Below are 20,105 nucleotides of genomic sequence, written 5' to 3'. Positions count from 1 at the left end.
AACGTCGCTTAGTCTTTTAATAAAAATCGCTCAGAATTTACGACTAGTTTTTCTTTTTGTGCTTTAGATAACTTTTTGATTGCGAACTCAGTTTTAAGGGCCTGACTTTTCCCTTCGACTAACTGGCTCCACACCAATAACAAAGGCCCTCGTCCTCTCAGCGCCTTCGCACCCTTGCCCGACTCATGCTGTATAAAACGTCGCTCCATATTGTTTGTGATCCCACAATACAATTTCTGTTCATTGGTTCGCAGTAAATAAACGGTCCATGGTTCGACTAGGTCAGTCATTAAACTTTTACTCTCCAATTGATCACGACTAAACGTACATCTAGTCACTCTCACCACAGGCAAAAAAGCGTGCCGAGAGCACGCTCCTCATTAACATTAGCATTGGCATTGGCATTGGCATTGGCATTAGCATTAGCATTCAGTAGATAGCACCACCTATGCCTGATTAGTCTACTAAAGTGTGGACTAACGCTTTTAACGCAACGAGCTCTTGCTCTAACGATTCTACTTTTAATTGCAATGCTTCTAGTTGTTCATTGCTATTCGTAGAGGCAACGTTTGCCCCTCCGGTTGAAGCTTCCATTAACGCTGTGACATCCACTTCCCCGCTAAACAAGTGCGCATAACGAGACTCTCGTTTACCCGCTTCACGTGGCAACTTAACAACAAGCGGACCGTGTTCACGAGCAGCCATTAAGTCTAATGTTGCCTCCACTTCCTTTACATCAGAAAAACTACACAAGCGGTTAGTACGAGTTCTCAGCTCTCCGGGTGTCTGAGGTCCTCTTAATAGCATACAACAAGCAATGCCTTTTTCTTGGGAAGAAAGCTTTAAGTCACCAAACTCAGTATTGCAGAAGCGGTGTTGAAATTTAGATACACGGCTATTAAAGGCACTTTCATCGCTAACAAGCCTGCGGCTAATTAGTCCTTCAAGCGTGTCCTGAACTTCCGCTTCAGAAAGCGCTAGAACCGGGTCTCTATTGCTCTTTTGATTACATGCTGAGGTCAGGCTATTTAGAGTGAGTGGATAATGGTCCGGCGTCGTCACCTCTTTTTCGATGAGACAACCGATGACTCTTGCTTCTAAAGGAGACAGTTCAATGCTCATAATAATCCTTTTATCTATCTAAATGGTGCTTAAATTTAATGCTCAACCAAAAATGGAACCTTCACAATATTCCCATGCTGATCCATTATCACAACGCGTGAACGGTTGAGTTCAACGTCGGTATGTTCTAATTGTACTCGCTCATCAATATAAGCTTGCTTAAGCCGTGACGCTACATCGCCATTGCTCGTGCTGAGCAAGTCGGGAGCGTCATCGCCTATTGGTCTCTCACTGCTTTTTGTTGAGGGTCGCTTTGGGTTCAGCAACATGACTTCCACACTGTAATCGCTTAATTCAGGAAATCATAGCGCTAAGTGCCCCTAGAACTCAATTGCTTATTAGCTAAGTGTCTAGTTTATAAGCAACAATGGGTCAGCATTGATCTAAGGGCTGTTCTAGAGTCGATTGTTGTGTTTTAATCAAACTAGATTTTGACGAATAATTTAGGAAAGGATTTTATGAGTAGTGTATTCGAAATCGTGTCTCAAGCACGTCGTAAAAACAAACTAAAACGCGAGTTATTAGATAACGAGAAAAAAGTTCGTGATAACCGTAAACGTGTCGACCTTCTTGAAAACCTTCTGGACTACGTTAAACCAGATATGTCACAAGATGAAATTCTAACTATCATCAAAAACATGAAAGCGGACTACGAAGACCGTGTCGACGACCACATTATCAAAAGCGCAGAAATCTCTAAAGCACGTCGCGACATCAGCCGTCGTATTCGTGAATTGACAGAAGAAGACAAGCAACTTGTTCAAGGCAAAAAGTAATTGAGTTCCTGAGAATTAATTAACTTTTTCTGACGCATAATTATAACCGCCCGCTATGATAGTGGGCGGTTTTATATTCAAGCATGCTTACCTATCTAGCTCACAATTCAACACATTGAGTTATCTTAATCCAAACACCTCAAATAAACGTTTGCGTAATCGCTAACCCTCTCCAATAGCGAAACTATGGGTTTAATAGCCGTTTTAGCCTTGTTAGTATTACTCCTATACACAACATACACCATTCGAGGCACGGAGCTTCCTCGGTAATCTCAAGATGAGAAGAATTGGTACCAGTTAATCTGGCAAGATTTAGAGGAGCAAAATATGGACGCAAATATGGTGGAGATTCTTGGCTACGCGGCATCGATCATGGTAGCAATCTCATTAACAATGAAAAACATTGTTAAGCTAAGAGTACTCAATTTTATTGGCTGTGCCTTGTTTACAGCTTACGGCTTAGCGATCGACTCAATGCCTGTTGTCATCACCAATGGGTTTATCGCCTGCGTAAATGTCTATTTTTTAGCGAAAATGATGCAAGAAAAAAAGTCGGTTAAGTCTGCCGCTTAACGAATATTACTATAACGTGTCTATAAGCCTCTTTGGTTTATAGACACGGTCCCTAACCTTCTCCTGCCTTGATCAAAAAGTCTACCCTGCTCAAAGTCCAAGTAAACGGCTATACCAATTCACTTCACCGTAAGAAATCAGATCAAAGATAGTTAAGAAAACCGCTGTAATCAGCGCGAGCTTGATCAATTTATAAACAATAAACATAGTGACTCCAATGATGTTTTAGGCAGTCTAACTGTGGCTATTTTACCGCGCAAGCAGTTTAACCCAAGTAGTTTAACCAATGGCACGACTTCACAAGCTTATAGCATAAGTAACAGATGAACTGGCGGTTCGCAAGCACGACAATACGGCTGCATTAGGTACAGGGAAAGCTTCAATTAGGGGAGTAAATGAGAAATAAAATGGAGGCGCCTCCCGGAGTCGAACCGAGGTCCACGGATTTGCAATCCGCTGCATAGCCACTCTGCCAAGGCGCCATTTTACTACTATTTATCAACATTGCCTTGTGACAATACTCATCAAATAGCGTGCAGATAGATGGTGCCCCGGGCCGGACTTGAACCGGCACAACGCGAACGTCGAGGGATTTTAAATCCCTTGTGTCTACCAATTCCACCACCAGGGCACGCAATACTTTGCGATGCGCCAACCAATGTACTCTTTAGTAAGAGTGGTTAAACACCATCTGTGTCTTATCGCTTACGCCATAAGATTTTAATTTGGAGCGATACATCGGGTTCGAACCGATGACCTCAACCTTGGCAAGGTTGCGCTCTACCAACTGAGCTAGTATCGCAATATATTCTTCTTTCCAAAGAAAGAGAATGGAGGCGCCTCCCGGAGTCGAACCGAGGTCCACGGATTTGCAATCCGCTGCATAGCCACTCTGCCAAGGCGCCATTTTACTACTATTTATCGGCATTGCCTTTGTGGCAATACTTATCAAAATAGCATGCAGATAGATGGTGCCCCGGGCCGGACTTGAACCGGCACAACGCGAACGTCGAGGGATTTTAAATCCCTTGTGTCTACCAATTCCACCACCAGGGCACGCAATACTTTGCGATGCGCCAACCAATGTACTCTTTAGTAAGAGTGGTTAAACACCATCTGTGTCTTATCGCTTGCGCCATAAGATTGTAATTTGGAGCGATACATCGGGTTCGAACCGATGACCTCAACCTTGGCAAGGTTGCGCTCTACCAACTGAGCTAGTATCGCAATATATTCTTCTTTCCAAAGAAAGAGAATGGAGGCGCCTCCCGGAGTCGAACCGAGGTCCACGGATTTGCAATCCGCTGCATAGCCACTCTGCCAAGGCGCCTTTAATATCAACACGTTATCGAGACACTGTCTCCGTGTGAGACGCATACTTTACGGATTGAGCGCCATTAGTCAAACAAAAATTCTATAATTTAGGTGCGCATGCGTGGTTATCACTCAATCTGATTACCTACGCGGCAATTCGTTTTAATTTCGAGCGGGTGTACGCATTGATTCCTGGTATTGAGACCAGGATTTTTTAGGTTATTCTCAATAATAATTTGTTGAAAGGTGCATTTGGATTATGATGCCGCAGCATCCAAAAGTTGTGAACGTGTACGGGCAACTTGCGGATTCTTATCTTTAATCATGGCTTTTTAGTCACTGTCATTCATCACCATTTTTTCATCAATCGACCCACCAAATTAGGGTGATAAGACCAACAGTGATCAAACATGTTCATCAGGGACGGATTGCCGTACTTAGAAAGGTTAATCGCATGGAAACGGTTTTTTTTGTTTTTCAGCTCATTAATTTTACCCACCAGCTCTGGAGATTGCTCCGGTGCAATAAAATCAGATATAACAACCAAGTCTGCGTTTTTGTAGGTATCCGATAACATCAGATCTATTGATTGCGTTAACACCGGCTCTAAGTCCGTTCCGCCATGAAACGAATAACTTAAAAAATCTGCAGCTTCACGCAGCCCATCTTGCTTGGTGAGCTCGTAAGTGATGTGTTGGGTTGAAAACAAAATAACGTAGCACTCTCGAGACTCGGCTAAGGCGATTTGCATCAACGCGTAAGCCATCGCCTTTGCACATTGTTCGGGGAACCCGCTCATTGAGCCAGACGCGTCCACACAAACAATAAACGGCCCTTTATCTATTTCAATCTTGCTGTTATCTGGTTGCGTTGTACGCACCTTTTTTAAAGTCCTTGTTTTGCCTTGAGTCTTATAGTTCATCAGCCGCTTATCAGCCAAATGCTTATAAAACACCACCTCAAGTTCTGGGTAGGCAAGAAACATAGTTTCATTTGGAAGTAATTTATTCAGATCATCGGACTCGTGAATGCCAACAATGTCGTCCGTCGCTTCATCACTTAACTCTTCCACCATTTCTGGCGCTTCGGTTGGCGACTTATTTAAGTCTGGATCATCTTGGTCATTAGCCATACGACCTAATTGCTCAGCAATGTCTTGCAAACCCTTGTTCTTTTTCAAAAACTCAGCGTGGTTATACATAACCTTAAGGTCTGTTTTAGTGAGCTTAGCGGCTGCCATGTCCCACAAACGACCAACAGCATTCTCATCCCCCTGTTCAGCGACAGTATCCATGTTTTTCATGGTTTCCATACGCTGGTAAAGATCGGTAAGAAACTTCTCTTTGCTTGCTTCTAATTCAGACAGCTCGGCTTGTTTGATGGCGTCAGCGAGGCTTTTGTACCAGAGGTCGCAAAAATAGCGCGGAAACATGGGATTGTGATGTTGGTTATTTTTATCGAGCAACCGCCTCGCTTGAAGATAAAACGCCGAGTGCCACTCAAGTTTTTTCACGACATCATTAATTTCAGTGAAAAATCTAGCCTCATCCCAATGAATCACTTCTTGGTACAAGGCTAGCTCATGCTGAAAGCGTTCCGTTTCACACACTCGAGTCATTCGTTTTTTCACCGAGCCTCGCCATTTCAGCAAGTGCCCTTTAACAGAACGTCTGACTCCGCGGTTTTCGGTCAGCGCGACAACCTGAGAGCGGGCCATGAGATCATTCACGGCGCTATCAACAATGCCAGAGTCAGCAATCATTAACGCTAAACTTAGCCCATCGGCTCCTAACATACGCTCTCCCTGCTGTCTAAATGATTGCCGAGTTATTCAAAGAATGACCGTAACCCTTTCACTCTCTGTATGACTTTTTCACTTTCGGAACTGGTGCTTTCTAGCGTTTTTGTCACCGCTTGTAAGCTCACTTCCATTTCCGTTGGTATCATTGGGTCAATAAAGTTATGTGGCAACGCGCCATGGAACTTAGAACGGACAGAGCGCAAGTGATGCTCCGCATGATGAAGTTGCGCTAAGACTTGCTGGGCTTGAGTTTCCCATTCTAGATGTAAGCCCTCATCAATACCTGACTTAGTCACTAACGTAGCTAAGACGGAGCGATTAGCGATATCCTTTATCACCAAGTTATTAGCGGCATCTAAATCGATTTTCAAGCGGCATAAATGGGTATTTTGATTCACATAACCATACACATCCCCGCCCCCTTCCTTAATTGTCCTGTTGAGTTCATCTCGTGGGATATATACCCAACGACTATCACCTTTTTCGCTTTCAGACACCGATAAATTACTACGAAGTAATACCAATTTGATCAAATCTGTTGCCGACCCTACTTTATAAGATTTAGCAATACTGGTGTCATATTGATATACGTCTTTTCTTAGTAACCCAGTGGTGCTCTCCATCGAAAGTGGCATCGCATACTCAGCTTCGATCTCTTCTTGTAGATCGGCAAGTTTCTCTTTACCATCTTCAATTTGCTGAAACACTTCTTGCTGATCAAACGCGTAGTTCAACGCAAAGTCATGGACCACGTTGTTTACAATTTCCCGTGATTCGGGGCTATTCCACAAGCAGTCTTGTAGCAGCAGTAAATCCAGTGGGTTAACGCTGTCTCTGCCATTGAAAAATGCGCTCGCTTTTAAAAGTTTAACGGCTTTCTTCCATCGTCTATCAGAGACGTATAGATCCGACTCAGATAAGCGTGCTTTGTTTTCATCCGACGCCGTTTCTAGCAATTGCTTGAGCTGGTATAACTTTTCAAAAACATCGTCACTGAGCTCCACCGTTTCTAGATCTTGCTGCCATTGGTGGTATTCAGCATCCGTGATGGCCAACCCATCGGGAATCTTAGCCTCTTGCGGCGTACCCACGGTTAACATCGATTTGAAATTTTGCTTATTTTGAATTCGGTTGACAAAGATACGCACCAACATCCGGTCATATAAAGCATCTAAACCACTGTCCTCGTCGGGCAATTCATTGGACGCTGAAACCAAAAGACGCATAGGTACACGTTCGATATCACTGCCATTTTTGAACGTTTTTTCATTGACCACTGTAAGCAAGGTATTAAGAATAGCCGGCCCTGCTTTCCATATTTCATCTAAAAACACGACTTGGGCGGTAGGTAAATAACCTTTTGTCAGGCGTAAATAGCGACCATGATCTTTAAGCTCTTGAATACTTAAAGGGCCAAACACTTCTTCTGGTGTGGAAAAGCGCGTCATCAAATACTCAAAATAACTGCTGTTATCGAAGGCTTGGATAAGGCGTTTGGCAATCAGACTTTTTGCGATACCGGGAGGCCCAAGTAAAAAAACACTCTCCCCCGCTAAAGCGGCGAGCAGACACAATTTGATGGTATCTTCTCGCTCGTAAACGCCGTCAGACAGCGCGGCCGCTAGCTTTGTAATTCTCTCTGACCTTAACGCTCTGTCAGCATGGGAAACGATAGTGGGTTTGATCATGCCTATACCTCTGAGCACAAATTAGAATGCATAAGTAAATTTATACATTTGTTGACATTATGTTACAAGATTTTTCATTCATGTCTAATGCTAAGCATGATGTTAGGCATGAATCTATCCAGTTGATTTAACGTTAGTTTGAATGCAGGCACTCTGCCATCACGGTTTAACTCTTAGTCTAAAGTATAAGAGGTTATCCAAGAGTATTTGCAAATCTTGGCGTTTCTCTATGGAGTTTCAGTGATGTATTCTTAATGAATTTCCCCACTACGCTCGGGTGATAGCGCCACTGATTATCGAATAAATCCAGCACCTCGGGGTTGCCATATTTTGATAGGCATAAAGAATGGAAGCGATTGTATTTACCTTTAAGAGACAATACCTTACCTATTGTTTCGCTATTTTGTTTTGGGGTAATAAAATCCGAAATAACAAGAAGATCTGCATTTTTGTATTGTTCTCCTTGCATCACGTCAACAGCGTAACTTAATACTTTACTTAAATCGGTGCCCCCTTTAAAACCATAAGACAGAAAATCAGACGCTTCTTTCAAACCATTTTCTGCGGTTAAGTCATAGGTAATAAACGTTGATGAAAATAGAATCACGTGGCATTCACGCTTTTGTTCCGAGGCCATTTTCATTAATGAATATGCCATCGCTTTTGCTGACTTTTCTGGTGCGCCATGCATTGACCCCGAAGCGTCAACGGCAATCACCATCGGTCCTTTTTCTTTATCAGCGTGGCCATTAATCTGTGTGGGCGTTTGCCATTGTCTTACGGTTCGTTGCTTACCTTGCGCTTTGTATGTCAAAAGACGTTTTTCAACAAGATGTTGATAGAATACCGTTTCCAGTTCAGGATCCGCCAAATACATGGTTTCATTTGGGAGCATTTTATTAATGTCATTACTCTCATGAATGCCCACAATATCATCGGTTGCGAAATCACATTTTTCCTCAACCACCACGTTGTCAAGGCACTCCGCCTTGTTTAACTCCGGAGCGTCAACGTCTTGCGCCATCCGCCCAAGCTGATCGGCAATCTTTTTCAGTTCGGCATTTTTCTCAAGGTACTCAGCAGCTCGTTCAATGTGTTTCCAATCTTGTTTGGTTAACTCTGAGCCCGCCAAATCCCACAAGCGACCCAAAGCGTGGCCACGCCCGTTTTTATGTACATCTTCCATGTCCTTTAGCGTTTCGATTTTCTGATACAACTGTTTAAGATACTTCGACTTTTGTTCATCAAGCGTTTCACGCTGTTTATCTTCAACCACCGACACTAGGTTTTGGTACCAATGTTTACAGAACTGGCGAGCGAAAAGTGACTCGGGTAATGCGTGAGGGTTTGACGACAGCCGTTGCGCTTCTTCAAAAAATGAGGAGGACTTAGGGATTTGAGAAACAACGCTGGCGAGTTCTTCGTGAAACTCTCGCTCTGACAAATACACAACATGCTGGTAAAGCGTCAACTCAGCTTGCAATGCCTCTGCTCCATTAGTTTTAATAAGTTTGCGTTTAACGCTCTTTGTCCACTTGGCCATAGAAGCAGTAAAGCTCTGCTTAACCCCTTCATCACTCCCGATGGCAAGCAAATCCGTTTGTTGAACGATATCCCGTACTGCAGAATCAATGATTCCGGATTCAGCAACCATCAGTGCTAAATTGAGACTATCTGCTCCAAGCATGTTACACCTATCAAAACTTCATAAAATCACAGACTTCCTGATATACAGCGTTTTTTCGCTACTAAACAGAGAGGTAACCCTAGTTTCCATTTTCGGTCCGATAAGGACACAACGATGCCCTTATCAGCCATCGACTTTTTTGCTGTGTTGTGCTCATATTATGGTTACGCTTACTTATGCTCTTAATACAACAGACATGTTTCTTCACTTACACTTATTAAGTAAATAACACTACGTTGTAAACTCCGAGCTTCAATGGATGAACTTATGGCAAACCGCATTATTCACCAATGGAAGTCTATTTCGCTGGTCGAAGAAGACATGACCCTGCCTAACTCAAAGACAGTGACCCACACCACGATTAAACATCCGGGTGCAGCGGTTATTCTCCCTCTCACCGAAAACGGCGATATTGTGCTGATCAATCAATATCGACCTTCGTTAAAAAAATGGTTACTAGAAATCCCAGCAGGGACCATGGAAAAAGGTGAAGATGCCATGAGTTGTGCCCATCGCGAACTCATTGAAGAAACAGGACTGCAAGCAAATGAGATGCACCCTCTTGGGCAAGTGACACCCCTTGCCGGGTTTTGCGATGAGATACAGTACCTATTCATTGCCAAACAGCTTACCGCCAACAACACACGCGACTGTGATGACGATGAGATCATTGAAGTCGTGACAATGTCACTTAATGAATTGCAACAGAAGATAATCGATGGTTGTATCACTGATGCCAAAACGATAGCGTGCTTAAGTAAAGCAACCTTATGTGGATATATTTAGGAGAGTTTTAATGGATTTTCGTTCGGATACCGTTACGCAACCCACACCAGCCATGCGTGAAGCGATGGCCAATGCCCCTGTAGGTGATGATGTCTACGGAGATGATCCTACCGTCAATGCCCTAGAACTGTGGGCAGCTGAGCGGCACGGGTTTGAAGCTGCACTGTTTACCACCTCAGGAACACAAGCCAACCTGCTTGGGTTAATGGCGCACTGCCAACGTGGTGACGAATACCTATGCGGTCAACAAGCGCATAACTACAAATACGAAGCTGGTGGTGCGGCGGTGCTTGGCTCAATTCAGCCTCAACCTATCGAAAACAATCCCGATGGGACATTGGATTTTGGTAAATTAAAAGCAGCGATCAAACCTGACGATAATCACTTTGCTAAAACAACGTTACTCAGCTTAGAAAACACCATCAACGGTAAAGTATTGCCAATGTCTTACTTAGCCGAAGCACGACAATTCGTAGACGAGAACGGCTTAAACTTGCACCTCGATGGCGCACGTGTATATAACGCGGCGGCGGCACTTGATATTGATGTTATAGAGATTGCAAAACACTTTGATTCAATAACGATTTGTCTATCTAAAGGACTGGCCGCCCCTATTGGTTCATTACTACTTGGTGACCGTGCTTTCATTGAAAGAGCAAGACGTCTGCGTAAAATGGTGGGTGGCGGCATGCGTCAAGCTGGTATACTCGCAGCGGCAGGAAAGCTTGCACTAACGGAGCAAGTACCTCAGCTAAAACTGGATCACGCCAATGCCAAAAAACTCGCGGTAGAGTTAAATTTACTTCCTGGATTTAGTGTTAATGCAGAGTTCGTTCAAACCAACATCGTCTTTGCGAAACTTGATGATTCCGTTGAAATAGACTCTATTGCTGAGCGACTATCAAAAGACGGGATTACGATTACTCCCAGTAACCCTATCCGCTTTGTGACACACAAAGACATTTCTTCTGACGATATAGATGTGTTTATTCAAGCGTTGAAGAAGGTGTTGTAAGCCACTGACGGGTGATATCACGCCTAACCAGTCACAAGAGATAAGTGAGAAAGCGGTGGCCTTATAGGTTTTTAACCAGTAATAACATAGCGTCACCGCGCTTACATTCGATATACCCAAAGCGCTAACCTGAACTGAGTCACTAAAAAACCTTGAGCTTACCCAAAGGGAAAGGTTTACAATCAGGATCACGCTCCCTTTCTATCGGATAATCATGACGCGTCTGTTTACTACTGTTTTTGCCACGTATTTAGTGAGTTTTACTGTCTCGGCTAGTGGGTTTGGTGATCCCAATTTAGGGGAGCAAAAATCACCGAGCTGCGTGTTTTGCCATAATCCAAACGGCGCCCCTACACAGGCAAGCTACCCTAATTTAAATGGCCAAGACCCGCTGTATTTATTTAATGCGATGAAGGCATATCAGTTAGGGGAAAGAAAAGGCGCACTGTCTGAAATGATGAAGGTTCAATTACGGAATTTAAACGAAGACGACCTAAAGGATGTGGCCGCCTTCTATGCTACTCGTTCAAACTAACGTTCAACGGTAGAGCATGTTTAACTAACGTTTTTTACCGCGATTGGCGTGAATTTTCATTTTCGCCTTCATTCGGCGTTTATCTGAAGAGCGGCTGCGCCCTTTCATTGGTTTGTCGCTTTCAATTTCACTCAGTGGCTTTGGTTCAAATCCCGCTAACCATTCTTGTGGTAAGCGAGTATCCAGTAGCCTTTCAATGGCCTCTAGCAAATACTGCTCATCATGACTCATCAGCGACACAGCCAAACCCGTTTGCCCTGCACGACCTGTACGACCGATACGGTGAATGTAGTCTTCCGCTTTATATGGCAAATCAAAGTTAACCACTTGGGCTAATTGTTGAATATCAAGACCACGTGCTGCGACATCCGTTGCGATAAGCGCTCTGACTTGCCCAGATTTAAAATCATCCAATGCTTTCTGACGTGCGCCCTGGCTCTTATCACCATTAATTGAAGCCGCTTTAATTCCATCCAATTTAAGCTCTTTTGCTAATGCATCACTGCCTTGTTTCGTTTTGGTAAACACCAATACTTGCTGCCAGTTTTTTGAACCAATTAGATACGCTAACAGTTCATGTTTTCGGCTTTTATCAACTGGGTATACCATCTGTGTCACGGTGTCTGCGGTGGTATTTTCCGGTGTGACTTGCACTTCAACTGGAGTCGACATGATTCGATGAGCCAACGCTTTGATTCGTTGTTCAAATGTGGCAGAAAACATTAAGGTCTGACGTGCCTTCGGTAAACGTCTAAGAATGCGGTTCAAATCAGGCATGAAGCCCATATCAAGCATTCTATCCGCTTCGTCTAGGACGAGGTATTCGCACTCTGCTAACGTGATATTACGAACATGTTGATGATCAAGCAAACGACCCGGTGTTGCGACAAGTATATCCGCACCGCCTTTGAGGTTCTTTGTTTGTACCCCCATACTGGTACCACCATACGCGACAACTATTTTGATCCCGGTTTCTTGTGCTAACGGGACAAGGTTGTCAAAAACCTGCTGCGCCAGCTCGCGAGTTGGTGTCAGAATTAGCGAGCGAATCGCGTTATGTGCGCGTCTTGGTGTTGCCGACTTATCCATTAATTGTTGAATGACGGGAACACCAAACGCGGCCGTTTTTCCAGTTCCGGTTTGTGCCCCTGCTAATACATCTTTGCCCGCTAAAACGTGTGGTATCGCTTGTGCTTGGATTGGCGTTGGCGAACGGTACCCTAAACGGTCTAAGTTGTTGTTAATTGTTTCACTAAGTGAAAACTGAGCAAAGCTCGACTCTACGTTTTGGGCCGATGATTGGGTAGTGTCTGACATATATTCGCCAACAGGAAAAATAAAGGGACGCGAGTGTAACAGAAAGTCTTTAAGAACCCTACTTTGCTTCTGTGTTGCTGTAATAATTTTTCATGAGACTTTAGTTCTAAACGATGATCAACAAGTGAGTGACGAGGAGGAGTAATTAATGACAAGGAGGAATAACAAGGAGAAGTTGTGAAGTCTTTTTGTCTTCGATATTCTTATTATCAAATAAGAAATGGTCAATTTGTTTAAAAACTCAACACCATTGCACATAAAAATAATCGTAGGAAAGCTCATGTCAACCGTCAATACACGTTGCCCTTCATGCAAGGGCGTTAACCGCATCCCATCAGAACGTATCGTAGAGTCCCCTAATTGTGGGCGATGTAAAAGCCCGCTACTCGATGGCGCTCCTATTGAAGGGACCGCCGACAACTTCGATACCATACTAAACAGCAACCAACCGATCATCGTCGATTTTTGGGCCCCATGGTGTAACCCATGCGTCGGTTTTGCCCCAATATTTGAGCAAACTGCATCGGAGCACAGCGGGGATGTTAGATTCGTTAAAATCGATACTGAAGCGCAGCAGCAGCTAGCTGCTCGCTATCAGATCCGCAGTATTCCAACCATTATGGTCTTTAAAAACGGACAGAAAGTAGAACAGTTAAACGGTGCATTACCGAAATCTCAGTTTGATCAGTGGCTAAAGCAATTTATCTAAGTCGTGACACCAAACCTTTAAGTACGCGGTTAACTAAAATCTTAATTAACCGCTTTTCTCGTTTCCCAAATCCGCCGTTATTAATGGGTCTTTAAGGCGTATTGATGACGCTTTTTCTAAACGCCGTGGGCGAACACCCCACCTGTTTCGTGAAGCGGTGAGTAAAATTAAAAGGGTCCTTGTACCCTAAACGCTCCGCTATCATGCTGATTGTCCAGTCATTGTTGCGGAGCAAATCACACGCTTTATCCATTCTTAAGTTAATCAAGCGACTTCTCGGCGACACTCCATAAAGTTGTTTGCAGATTCGCCCCAGTTGCACCTCACTCAGAAATGTACGCTCAGCCATTGTTTGTACCGTCCAAGGTAGGTGCAACTGACTTTCAATTAAATTAAACAACGCTTGCACACGTACTGTTGAGTCTGAGGTTGGTGTTTCAAAGCCAGTGATCAAACGACAGACTTCACTTACCAAGAGTTTACGGTAACTCGAGCGGTGACCGATATCGTGGTAAAGCAGCGTCATCAACGCCCACATACGCTCACAATCATGAAAAGGCAGGACCTTCTGCCCCAATTCAGCGACAGGTAGCCAACGCGCCGTGTCTTTTGGTAAAAACCAAATCATGCGCCAATGCTTGTATTGCGGGTTAAGTTCAAAGCGATACGGCTGATGGGCGGGTAATACGACAATTGAGTATGGTTCAATTGCTTCCACCGAGTCTTGAGTGGTTAACACCCCGCCACCTTCTATGGTAAACAGCAACGTATGCACGTCGACTCCGCGACGTTCGACATGGTAGCCGTCTACTAGGTTTGCCATCCCTGCCATAAAGATATCTTCCGACTTAAATTCAGGAATATCACTTTCTGACAAAAATCGCTCTTCACACTCATTCGATAAATAAACTTCATCTTCCCAGGTTGACTTGACGAAAAATTGCTCAATGATGGATTTGCACAGGTTTTGTTGATTTTTGAACATGGCGATACTCAGCAGAGTTCCTTATATTACACACAAAATTCTTGACGCGAATCACACTGTTTAAGGAGCAACTATGACAACTCACACTCACTCTATGTCATCTAAGGATGCTACTCAAAACCAAATGCTTGCGACGGTGGTTAAGCTTGGTTTTCCTGTTGCTATTCAAAGCGCTCTAGTTGCGATTTTAGCGATGGCTGATGTGCTTATGGTCAGTGATTTTGGTCATGAAGCAACAGCTGCCGTTGGTATTGCATCAAAATGGCATTTCGTTGCAATCATGATTATGGCAGGAATGGCCTCTGCGAACGGTGTCCTTGTCGCTCAATATTGGGGGCGTAATGACAAGCGCTCTGCAAAGACAATAACACAGCTTTCGATGATTGTGGGTGCCAAACTTCTCATCCCTGTCACGCTCGTTATTACCGTCTTTTCCAGCTTTATTATGATGCTACAAACCAGTGACGCGTCGGTCATCGAATTAGGTTCCGCTTATTTATGGTACGCATTTCCGGTATTAATCCTAACTCACTTGGTGATTGTTGCCGAATCAGCAATGCGCTCCTCTGGTGACGCTGTCACGCCTCTGTTGCTTGGTGGTATCACTATTGTCGTCAACATTGCGTTGAACTTCTGGTTAATCAAAGGTGGCTTCGGAGTACCAGCAATGGGTGTCGCTGGCGCTGCGCTTGCGACCTCCATTTCACGTCTATTGCAAGTGGCGCTGATCTGGGGTTGCCTTCGTTATCGCCAACACTGGTTACTGCAAGTCAAAAAACTCGACTCCCATACTCGATTATGGGAGTCATATAAGAAACTTGCGGTTCCGACAACAATTAACGCCGTGCTATGGGCAATGGGTACCCTAATGTATCAAGTGATCTTTGGTCATATGGGTACGACGGAACTTGCTGTGTTTAGTATGATTGGACCATTCGAATCCCTTTGTTATTCGTTATTTTTTGGCATTTCGGTGGCCTGCTCGATCTTGCTTGGTCAATCTTTAGGCAGAGACGAGTTTGAACATGCATTTAGCATGTCAAAATTCTTCATAAAAGCGGTGTTTGTTTTCGGCCTTGTGGTAGGAGGTGTGTTACTCACCAGCCGCGATACCATCTTAGAATGGCTAAACCTTACGGATGATGCGCTCTACCCACTCGCTTCGCCTGTGATGGTTATCATGTGCTGCGCTATTTGGTTACGCATGCTTAATTTGATCATCATCAATGGGATCTTAAGAGCTGGAGGCGACAACAAGTTCTGTTTACGTATGGATTTTATCTCCATGTGGACGGTAGGATTACCACTGACAGCCATTGGTGCTTTTGTCTTTGGCTTTGAATTTCAAGTCGTATACGCATGTATGCTGATGGAGGAAGTGGTGAAGTTAGCCCTATGTTTTCATCGCTATCTCAAGCGTCACTGGATGAATAATCTCACCCTTGCAGCAGCATAATTTACGTCGATTAATGTCTAAAAAAATACCCGCGTCGCAGCGGGTATTTTTATTCGTCCATGATGATCAAACTATCAAACTATCAAACTATCAAACTATCAAACTATCAAACTATTCTGCCGAATCGCTTGCTTGCTGCATTAAAAACGATGGCGAGGGCTCAATCGTATTGATCAGGCTTTCTACTTGTAAAATTGCCTCAATCGCCGTGCTATTTTTACGATAGCTCACGAATAATGGACGTGACCATGCTTCTGAATCTGACACTACATACAACTGCTCAGACTCGATGAACGGCTCTACCAGCATTAACGGCAAGTAAGCACAGCCGCCTTTCTCTAAGATAAAGTCTAATGCAATGCGTCCGGTAGAGGTCCTTAAATAAGGCGCTGGAATGTTAGGGTGGCGCTCTGCATGCTCAAAACTAAATTGCGTTCCCCAGTCCACATAAACGTACTTATCATTAAAGACTTCCTCTAGAGGATGCGGCTGTGTTGAAACCAACACTAAGGGAAGCTCCGAAATCTGATGACTCTTAAACTCTTCGAGTTTAAATGGGTCAAACGAGAACGCGAGATCGAGCGTTCTCTCTAACAATTTGCGATTTAATTGCTCTCGCCCCAAAGACTCTGCGACAAAGCCATAACCACTCAGTGAATCGGTTACAACACTCAAACAATTCTGTAAATAGGCATCCCATATGTTGGGTGTACCACCAATCGTTAGTTGCAGTGCTTTATTACTCTCTAACGACAAATCAAATGTTGCTTGTTTAAGGGTCGATACCATAATTTCAGCGTAACCCACTAAACGTTCTCCGGCGGAGGTCAATTGGATATTATTTCTGTGCCGCGTAAACAAGCGGGTATCAAAATGCTCTTCTAATTGCTTGATCCTTGCGCTCACTGCAGCTTGCGTAATATACAAGTTCTCAGACGCGCGTCCAAAGTGCTTTTCCTTTGCGACTTCAAGGAAAGTTTGAAATACTTTTACATCCATAACCCACTCTCAAACAGTTACTAACTCACTGAGCTTCTTTAATAATTCACTCATCATTCTACCGATTAACACTGTGCAAATCATAAATAGTTTTTATGATTTCGACAAAAACAATTCACTTCCTTTCTTCTCGGTTTCGCTCTATTTTCAGCGTTGAAATAACACCGGAATTTGTTGCTACTCAACCTCTAGGTTCAACAACAAATTCAATTAACCACATTGCTATACACTCTATTTTTCATTGAGAACGCTATGACTGATACTCAATTTCGCCACGGTAAAAAACGTTTTTATGATGCTGCAAAATTCCCTCGCGGGTTTGCTAAGTCCGGTGATTTTACGCTTCTAGAAGAAGACATCTTGGTAACTTTTGGTGAAACCATGTTAGCGCTTGAGCTAGGTGCCATTTCACCAGAAAATATCGATGAAAAGCACTTTCTAAAAGTCATCGACAACCCAAGTAAAGCAAAAAGCAAACTTGAACACACTTGGCTTAAGTATGTAAGACTTGCTCGTGGTCGAAAAGCGTTCCATACACTTAACAGTAAATCAAAATATCGTGAAGCATCAAAAGATTACGACTACGATATGGAAAGTGATAACGAATTAGAACCCGCATAACGCGTTTTTTTAGCTTCTTCCTAGTCAAAGTAGAGTACTCACATACTCTACTTTTTTTATGTCGGTAACGTTTAGCCGCAATGGCTTGGACCTTACAGCAATCGCTTAGACCTCAATAGCAAGGTCTTGGACCTTAACAGCAACGACTTAGACTAGAGTGCATTGCGTTTCAAACACTCCAAAACGAAGAAACCGCCTAAAGGCGGTTTCAACAATCCGTCCCCCTTAAGCATAGATCAACAAATTATTTATCGTTGAGCACACTAAAGAGAGGAAACAGGCGAATGACTTACGATTTCGAGCTAAAAGCGACAACATTTCCACATATAAGGAAACGTTAATCGATTAAAAATGCCTTACCCGGATCAACATACACTTTGTCTATCATCGCTTCACGCCCTAACAACATCATATAAGACATATCTTGACGATTGGTTAACGTCACCTCAATCGGCCACTCTCTATCGCCTAAGCGAAATAGAGTTTGGATAACGCAACGCTGCTCTGTATCTCCATTTGACGACTTAATGCGTCGTGAATCGATAACCAAAGATTCGCAATGTACAATCTGCTCTAGATGATAAATATCTGGATGCAAATCATACTGAACGTACAAGCGCCCGTCGCGCTTAACACGAGTGAGGTTATCAACGTGCAACGACGACGTTTTCGCGCCAGTATCGATGCGAACTTCTAGATCAGTGATCCCAAATTCTGGCAGGCTACACAGTTCTAAATTACCAATGATCATTCGATCGTTATATGTGTTTGGCATAATTTAAATGCTCGGTTCTACAGGAACAATCGAATCTTGCATGATTTCGATGTGTTCAAATACCTCTTCAGCGCAATCTCCAAAATACGCGATGTGATACATAGCTTCACCTTCTTGCACAAGCGGAATGTTTTGCTTGCCAATAATGATGCCAGCTCTGTTTGACGTAACTTGGCTGATATTATTACCTAGTGGTCCATTAATATCAGCGAGTATGTCTCCTTTCTCTACCTTAGAGCCTAAGGCAACATACTCTTTCACAAACCCGCTCGCGTCAGCACGAGTCCAATCACTTCGGTTTGCAATAAACGGTTCAGTATTCGCCGCTTTAATACGCTTACGGATCATACCTAACGCTTTTAGGACGCGTATTACACCTTTCACGCCAGTTTGAATAGACAGCTCATCAAAGCGTAATGCTTCTCCTGCTTCATAAAGCAGCACACGGGCGCCGTTATTTACTGCGGCTTCTCGTAGTGATCCATCGCGAATATTTGCATTCAGTAAAACGGGTACCGCGAATGCTTCCGCAAGTACCTTGGTTTCCGGATCATCTAAGTTGGCACGGATCTGAGGTAGATTAGAGCGATGAATTGCCCCAGTGTGCAAATCAATCCCGTAATCACAGTGGGCAACGATACTATTTAGAAACGTATACGCTAACCTTCCTGCCAAAGAGCCTTTCTTTGATCCCGGAAAGCAACGATTGAGATCGCGTCTATCCGGCATGTAACGACTTTGGTTAAGTACGCCATAAACATTCACCATTGGAACGAAAATAAGCGTACCATTTTGTAATTTCAAATTTTCGGCAATGAGTCGGCTGATAATTTCAATGCCGTTTAACTCGTCACCATGCACAGCCGCACTGACAAAAACTGTCGGCCCTTCCTTCTTAGAGCGTATAACCTGAACCGGTATGGAAACCTCAGCATCGGTATACAATTTTGCTACGGGAATATTGATTTCTTTTCTTTCACCAGGGCGTATTTCTACGCCCGCAATAACAAGCTCTTTTGCCATTTAGCCACGTCCTATGGTTTTATTTTTGTTTGGCTTTGCGTTTTTTTCAATGAAATCGAAGATTAAGTCACCTACATCTTTGCCCGTCGCCTTTTCAATGCCTTCTAGACCAGGAGATGAATTGACTTCCATCACTACTGGACCATTTTTAGACTGAAGAATATCAACACCACAAAGGTTAAGACCCATCGCTTTTGCTGCATTGACCGCTGTTGCACGCTCTTCTTTAGAAAGTTTCACTAACTGAGCACTACCACCTCGGTGAAGGTTCGAACGGAACTCACCTTCTGCAGCTTGACGCTTCATTGCAGCAATGACTTTACCGCCAACAACAAAACAACGAATATCTGCACCATTTGCTTCTTCAATGAACTCTTGAACCAGTATGTTGGCTTTTAGACCCATAAACGCCTCTATGACGCTTTCTGCAGCCTTGGTTGTTTCCGCCAATACCACACCGATACCTTGAGTGCCTTCCAATAGCTTAATCACTAGCGGTGCACCGCCAACATTCTTAATAAGGTCTTGAATATTGTCTGGCTTACTAGCAAACCCAGTTCTCGGTAAGCCAATGCCTTTACGAGAAAGCAACTGAAGCGAACGTAACTTGTCGCGTGAACGACTAATTGCTACCGATTCATTAACGCAAAATGTTCCCATCATTTCGAATTGACGAACAACTGCTGTTCCGTAAAAAGTAATGGAAGAACCAATACGCGGAATTACAGCGTCGTACTGTGGCAATTCCTCACCCATATAACGAACTTTCGAGTTGCTACTCGTAATATCCATATAGCAATGCAGCGTATCAATGATATCCACTTGATGTCCCCTCGCTTCACCTGCTTCTTTTAGGCGGCGAGTTGAGTACAAGTTTTCGTTGCGAGATAGAATCGCAATGCGCATGGCAGTATCCTCTTAGA

At 43.7% G+C, this 20,105-nt stretch carries 20 protein-coding genes and 7 tRNA genes; 8 read left to right on the top strand and 19 right to left on the bottom strand.

Going from position 1 to position 20,105, the window contains the following annotated elements; all coding sequences use genetic code 11:
- Window positions 1-8 precede the first annotated feature (8 nt).
- From M9196_RS18365 to M9196_RS18355, 3 genes are all read right to left on the bottom strand, one after another.
- Window positions 9-290, bottom strand: a complete 282-nt coding sequence (locus tag M9196_RS18365; RefSeq protein WP_250618962.1) for a GIY-YIG nuclease family protein — start codon at window positions 288-290, stop codon at window positions 9-11.
- Window positions 291-456: 166 nt separating this feature from the next.
- Window positions 457-1,122, bottom strand: a complete 666-nt coding sequence (locus M9196_RS18360; protein WP_250618961.1) for a YceH family protein — start codon at window positions 1,120-1,122, stop codon at window positions 457-459.
- A 35-nt stretch (window positions 1,123-1,157) separates the two neighbouring features.
- Window positions 1,158-1,391 carry a hypothetical protein gene (locus M9196_RS18355; RefSeq protein ID WP_250618960.1) on the bottom strand — a complete coding sequence of 78 codons (234 nt, stop codon included), beginning with the start codon at window positions 1,389-1,391 and terminating at the stop codon, window positions 1,158-1,160.
- Window positions 1,392-1,580: 189 nt separating this feature from the next.
- On the opposite strand from M9196_RS18355, the gene M9196_RS18350 reads away from it, so the two are divergent.
- A complete protein-coding gene (locus M9196_RS18350; RefSeq protein ID WP_250618959.1) occupies window positions 1,581-1,898 on the top strand; it encodes a DUF496 family protein in 318 nt (105 codons plus the stop codon).
- 327 nt (window positions 1,899-2,225) lie between these two features.
- Window positions 2,226-2,471, top strand: a complete 246-nt coding sequence (locus M9196_RS18345) for a YgjV family protein (RefSeq protein ID WP_250618958.1) — start codon at window positions 2,226-2,228, stop codon at window positions 2,469-2,471.
- 408 nt (window positions 2,472-2,879) lie between these two features.
- On the opposite strand, the gene M9196_RS18340 is transcribed toward M9196_RS18345, so the two are convergent.
- The 10 genes from M9196_RS18340 to M9196_RS18295 all read right to left on the bottom strand — a co-directional run bounded on the left by M9196_RS18340 (window position 2,880) and on the right by M9196_RS18295 (window position 8,961).
- Window positions 2,880-2,953, bottom strand: a tRNA-Cys gene (locus M9196_RS18340).
- A gap of 62 nt (window positions 2,954-3,015) precedes the next feature.
- A tRNA-Leu gene (locus M9196_RS18335) sits at window positions 3,016-3,102 on the bottom strand.
- A gap of 95 nt (window positions 3,103-3,197) precedes the next feature.
- Window positions 3,198-3,273 (bottom strand) — tRNA-Gly (locus M9196_RS18330).
- Between the two features lie 29 nt (window positions 3,274-3,302).
- Window positions 3,303-3,376, bottom strand: a tRNA-Cys gene (locus tag M9196_RS18325).
- Between the two features lie 64 nt (window positions 3,377-3,440).
- Window positions 3,441-3,527, bottom strand: a tRNA-Leu gene (locus M9196_RS18320).
- A gap of 95 nt (window positions 3,528-3,622) precedes the next feature.
- Window positions 3,623-3,698 (bottom strand) — tRNA-Gly (locus M9196_RS18315).
- Between the two features lie 29 nt (window positions 3,699-3,727).
- Window positions 3,728-3,801, bottom strand: a tRNA-Cys gene (locus tag M9196_RS18310).
- A gap of 333 nt (window positions 3,802-4,134) precedes the next feature.
- Complete coding sequence (viaA, locus tag M9196_RS18305) at window positions 4,135-5,580, bottom strand: ATPase RavA stimulator ViaA (protein WP_250618957.1); 1,446 nt, start codon at window positions 5,578-5,580, stop codon at window positions 4,135-4,137.
- A 32-nt stretch (window positions 5,581-5,612) separates the two neighbouring features.
- A complete protein-coding gene (locus M9196_RS18300; protein WP_250618956.1) occupies window positions 5,613-7,274 on the bottom strand; it encodes an ATPase RavA domain-containing protein in 1,662 nt (553 codons plus the stop codon).
- A 193-nt stretch (window positions 7,275-7,467) separates the two neighbouring features.
- Entirely contained in the window at window positions 7,468-8,961 is a 1,494-nt protein-coding gene (locus M9196_RS18295; RefSeq protein ID WP_250618955.1) for a VWA domain-containing protein, read from the bottom strand.
- Between the two features lie 267 nt (window positions 8,962-9,228).
- Between M9196_RS18295 and M9196_RS18290 the strand changes: the two genes are divergently transcribed.
- From M9196_RS18290 to M9196_RS18280, 3 genes are all read left to right on the top strand, one after another.
- Window positions 9,229-9,747: an NUDIX hydrolase gene (locus tag M9196_RS18290; RefSeq protein WP_250618954.1), complete on the top strand. Its 519-nt coding sequence runs from the start codon at window positions 9,229-9,231 to the stop codon at window positions 9,745-9,747.
- A 10-nt stretch (window positions 9,748-9,757) separates the two neighbouring features.
- Window positions 9,758-10,762 (top strand): low-specificity L-threonine aldolase, encoded by a 1,005-nt coding sequence (gene ltaE / locus M9196_RS18285; protein ID WP_250618953.1) that lies wholly within the window; start codon window positions 9,758-9,760, stop codon window positions 10,760-10,762.
- 214 nt (window positions 10,763-10,976) lie between these two features.
- Window positions 10,977-11,297: a c-type cytochrome gene (locus tag M9196_RS18280; RefSeq protein WP_250618952.1), complete on the top strand. Its 321-nt coding sequence runs from the start codon at window positions 10,977-10,979 to the stop codon at window positions 11,295-11,297.
- 24 nt (window positions 11,298-11,321) lie between these two features.
- Here M9196_RS18280 and M9196_RS18275 read toward each other — a convergent pair whose 3' ends face one another.
- Window positions 11,322-12,614, bottom strand: coding sequence for a DEAD/DEAH box helicase (locus M9196_RS18275; protein WP_250618951.1), 1,293 nt, complete (start codon window positions 12,612-12,614; stop codon window positions 11,322-11,324).
- Between the two features lie 280 nt (window positions 12,615-12,894).
- Here M9196_RS18275 and trxC point away from each other — a divergent pair, with 280 nt between their 5' ends.
- Entirely contained in the window at window positions 12,895-13,323 is a 429-nt protein-coding gene (gene trxC / locus M9196_RS18270; protein WP_250618950.1) for a thioredoxin TrxC, read from the top strand.
- A gap of 91 nt (window positions 13,324-13,414) precedes the next feature.
- On the opposite strand, the gene M9196_RS18265 is transcribed toward trxC, so the two are convergent.
- Window positions 13,415-14,308 (bottom strand): AraC family transcriptional regulator, encoded by an 894-nt coding sequence (locus tag M9196_RS18265; RefSeq protein ID WP_250618949.1) that lies wholly within the window; start codon window positions 14,306-14,308, stop codon window positions 13,415-13,417.
- A 73-nt stretch (window positions 14,309-14,381) separates the two neighbouring features.
- Here M9196_RS18265 and M9196_RS18260 point away from each other — a divergent pair, with 73 nt between their 5' ends.
- Window positions 14,382-15,764, top strand: coding sequence for an MATE family efflux transporter (locus M9196_RS18260; protein ID WP_250618948.1), 1,383 nt, complete (start codon window positions 14,382-14,384; stop codon window positions 15,762-15,764).
- A 111-nt stretch (window positions 15,765-15,875) separates the two neighbouring features.
- Here M9196_RS18260 and M9196_RS18255 read toward each other — a convergent pair whose 3' ends face one another.
- Window positions 15,876-16,763 (bottom strand): LysR family transcriptional regulator, encoded by an 888-nt coding sequence (locus tag M9196_RS18255; protein WP_250618947.1) that lies wholly within the window; start codon window positions 16,761-16,763, stop codon window positions 15,876-15,878.
- A 252-nt stretch (window positions 16,764-17,015) separates the two neighbouring features.
- Here M9196_RS18255 and M9196_RS18250 point away from each other — a divergent pair, with 252 nt between their 5' ends.
- Window positions 17,016-17,384 carry a DUF413 domain-containing protein gene (locus tag M9196_RS18250; RefSeq protein WP_250618946.1) on the top strand — a complete coding sequence of 123 codons (369 nt, stop codon included), beginning with the start codon at window positions 17,016-17,018 and terminating at the stop codon, window positions 17,382-17,384.
- Between the two features lie 337 nt (window positions 17,385-17,721).
- On the opposite strand, the gene M9196_RS18245 is transcribed toward M9196_RS18250, so the two are convergent.
- From M9196_RS18245 to rimK, 3 genes are read right to left on the bottom strand one after another with little or no spacing between them, the layout of a single operon-like run.
- Entirely contained in the window at window positions 17,722-18,159 is a 438-nt protein-coding gene (locus M9196_RS18245; RefSeq protein ID WP_250618945.1) for an ATP-dependent zinc protease family protein, read from the bottom strand.
- A gap of 3 nt (window positions 18,160-18,162) precedes the next feature.
- Window positions 18,163-19,182 (bottom strand): succinylglutamate desuccinylase/aspartoacylase family protein, encoded by a 1,020-nt coding sequence (locus tag M9196_RS18240; RefSeq protein ID WP_250618944.1) that lies wholly within the window; start codon window positions 19,180-19,182, stop codon window positions 18,163-18,165.
- On the bottom strand, window positions 19,183-20,088 hold the full coding sequence (rimK, locus tag M9196_RS18235; protein ID WP_250618943.1) for a 30S ribosomal protein S6--L-glutamate ligase: 906 nt from the start codon (window positions 20,086-20,088) through the stop codon (window positions 19,183-19,185).
- Between the last annotated feature and the right edge of the window lie 17 nt (window positions 20,089-20,105).

Origin of the sequence: Vibrio methylphosphonaticus (assembly GCF_023634655.1) — a bacterium.
Classification (GTDB): domain Bacteria; phylum Pseudomonadota; class Gammaproteobacteria; order Enterobacterales; family Vibrionaceae; genus Vibrio; species Vibrio methylphosphonaticus.
The sequence above is the reverse complement of the archived record's forward strand: the minus strand, read 5'-3'. Positions and strand labels throughout refer to the sequence as shown.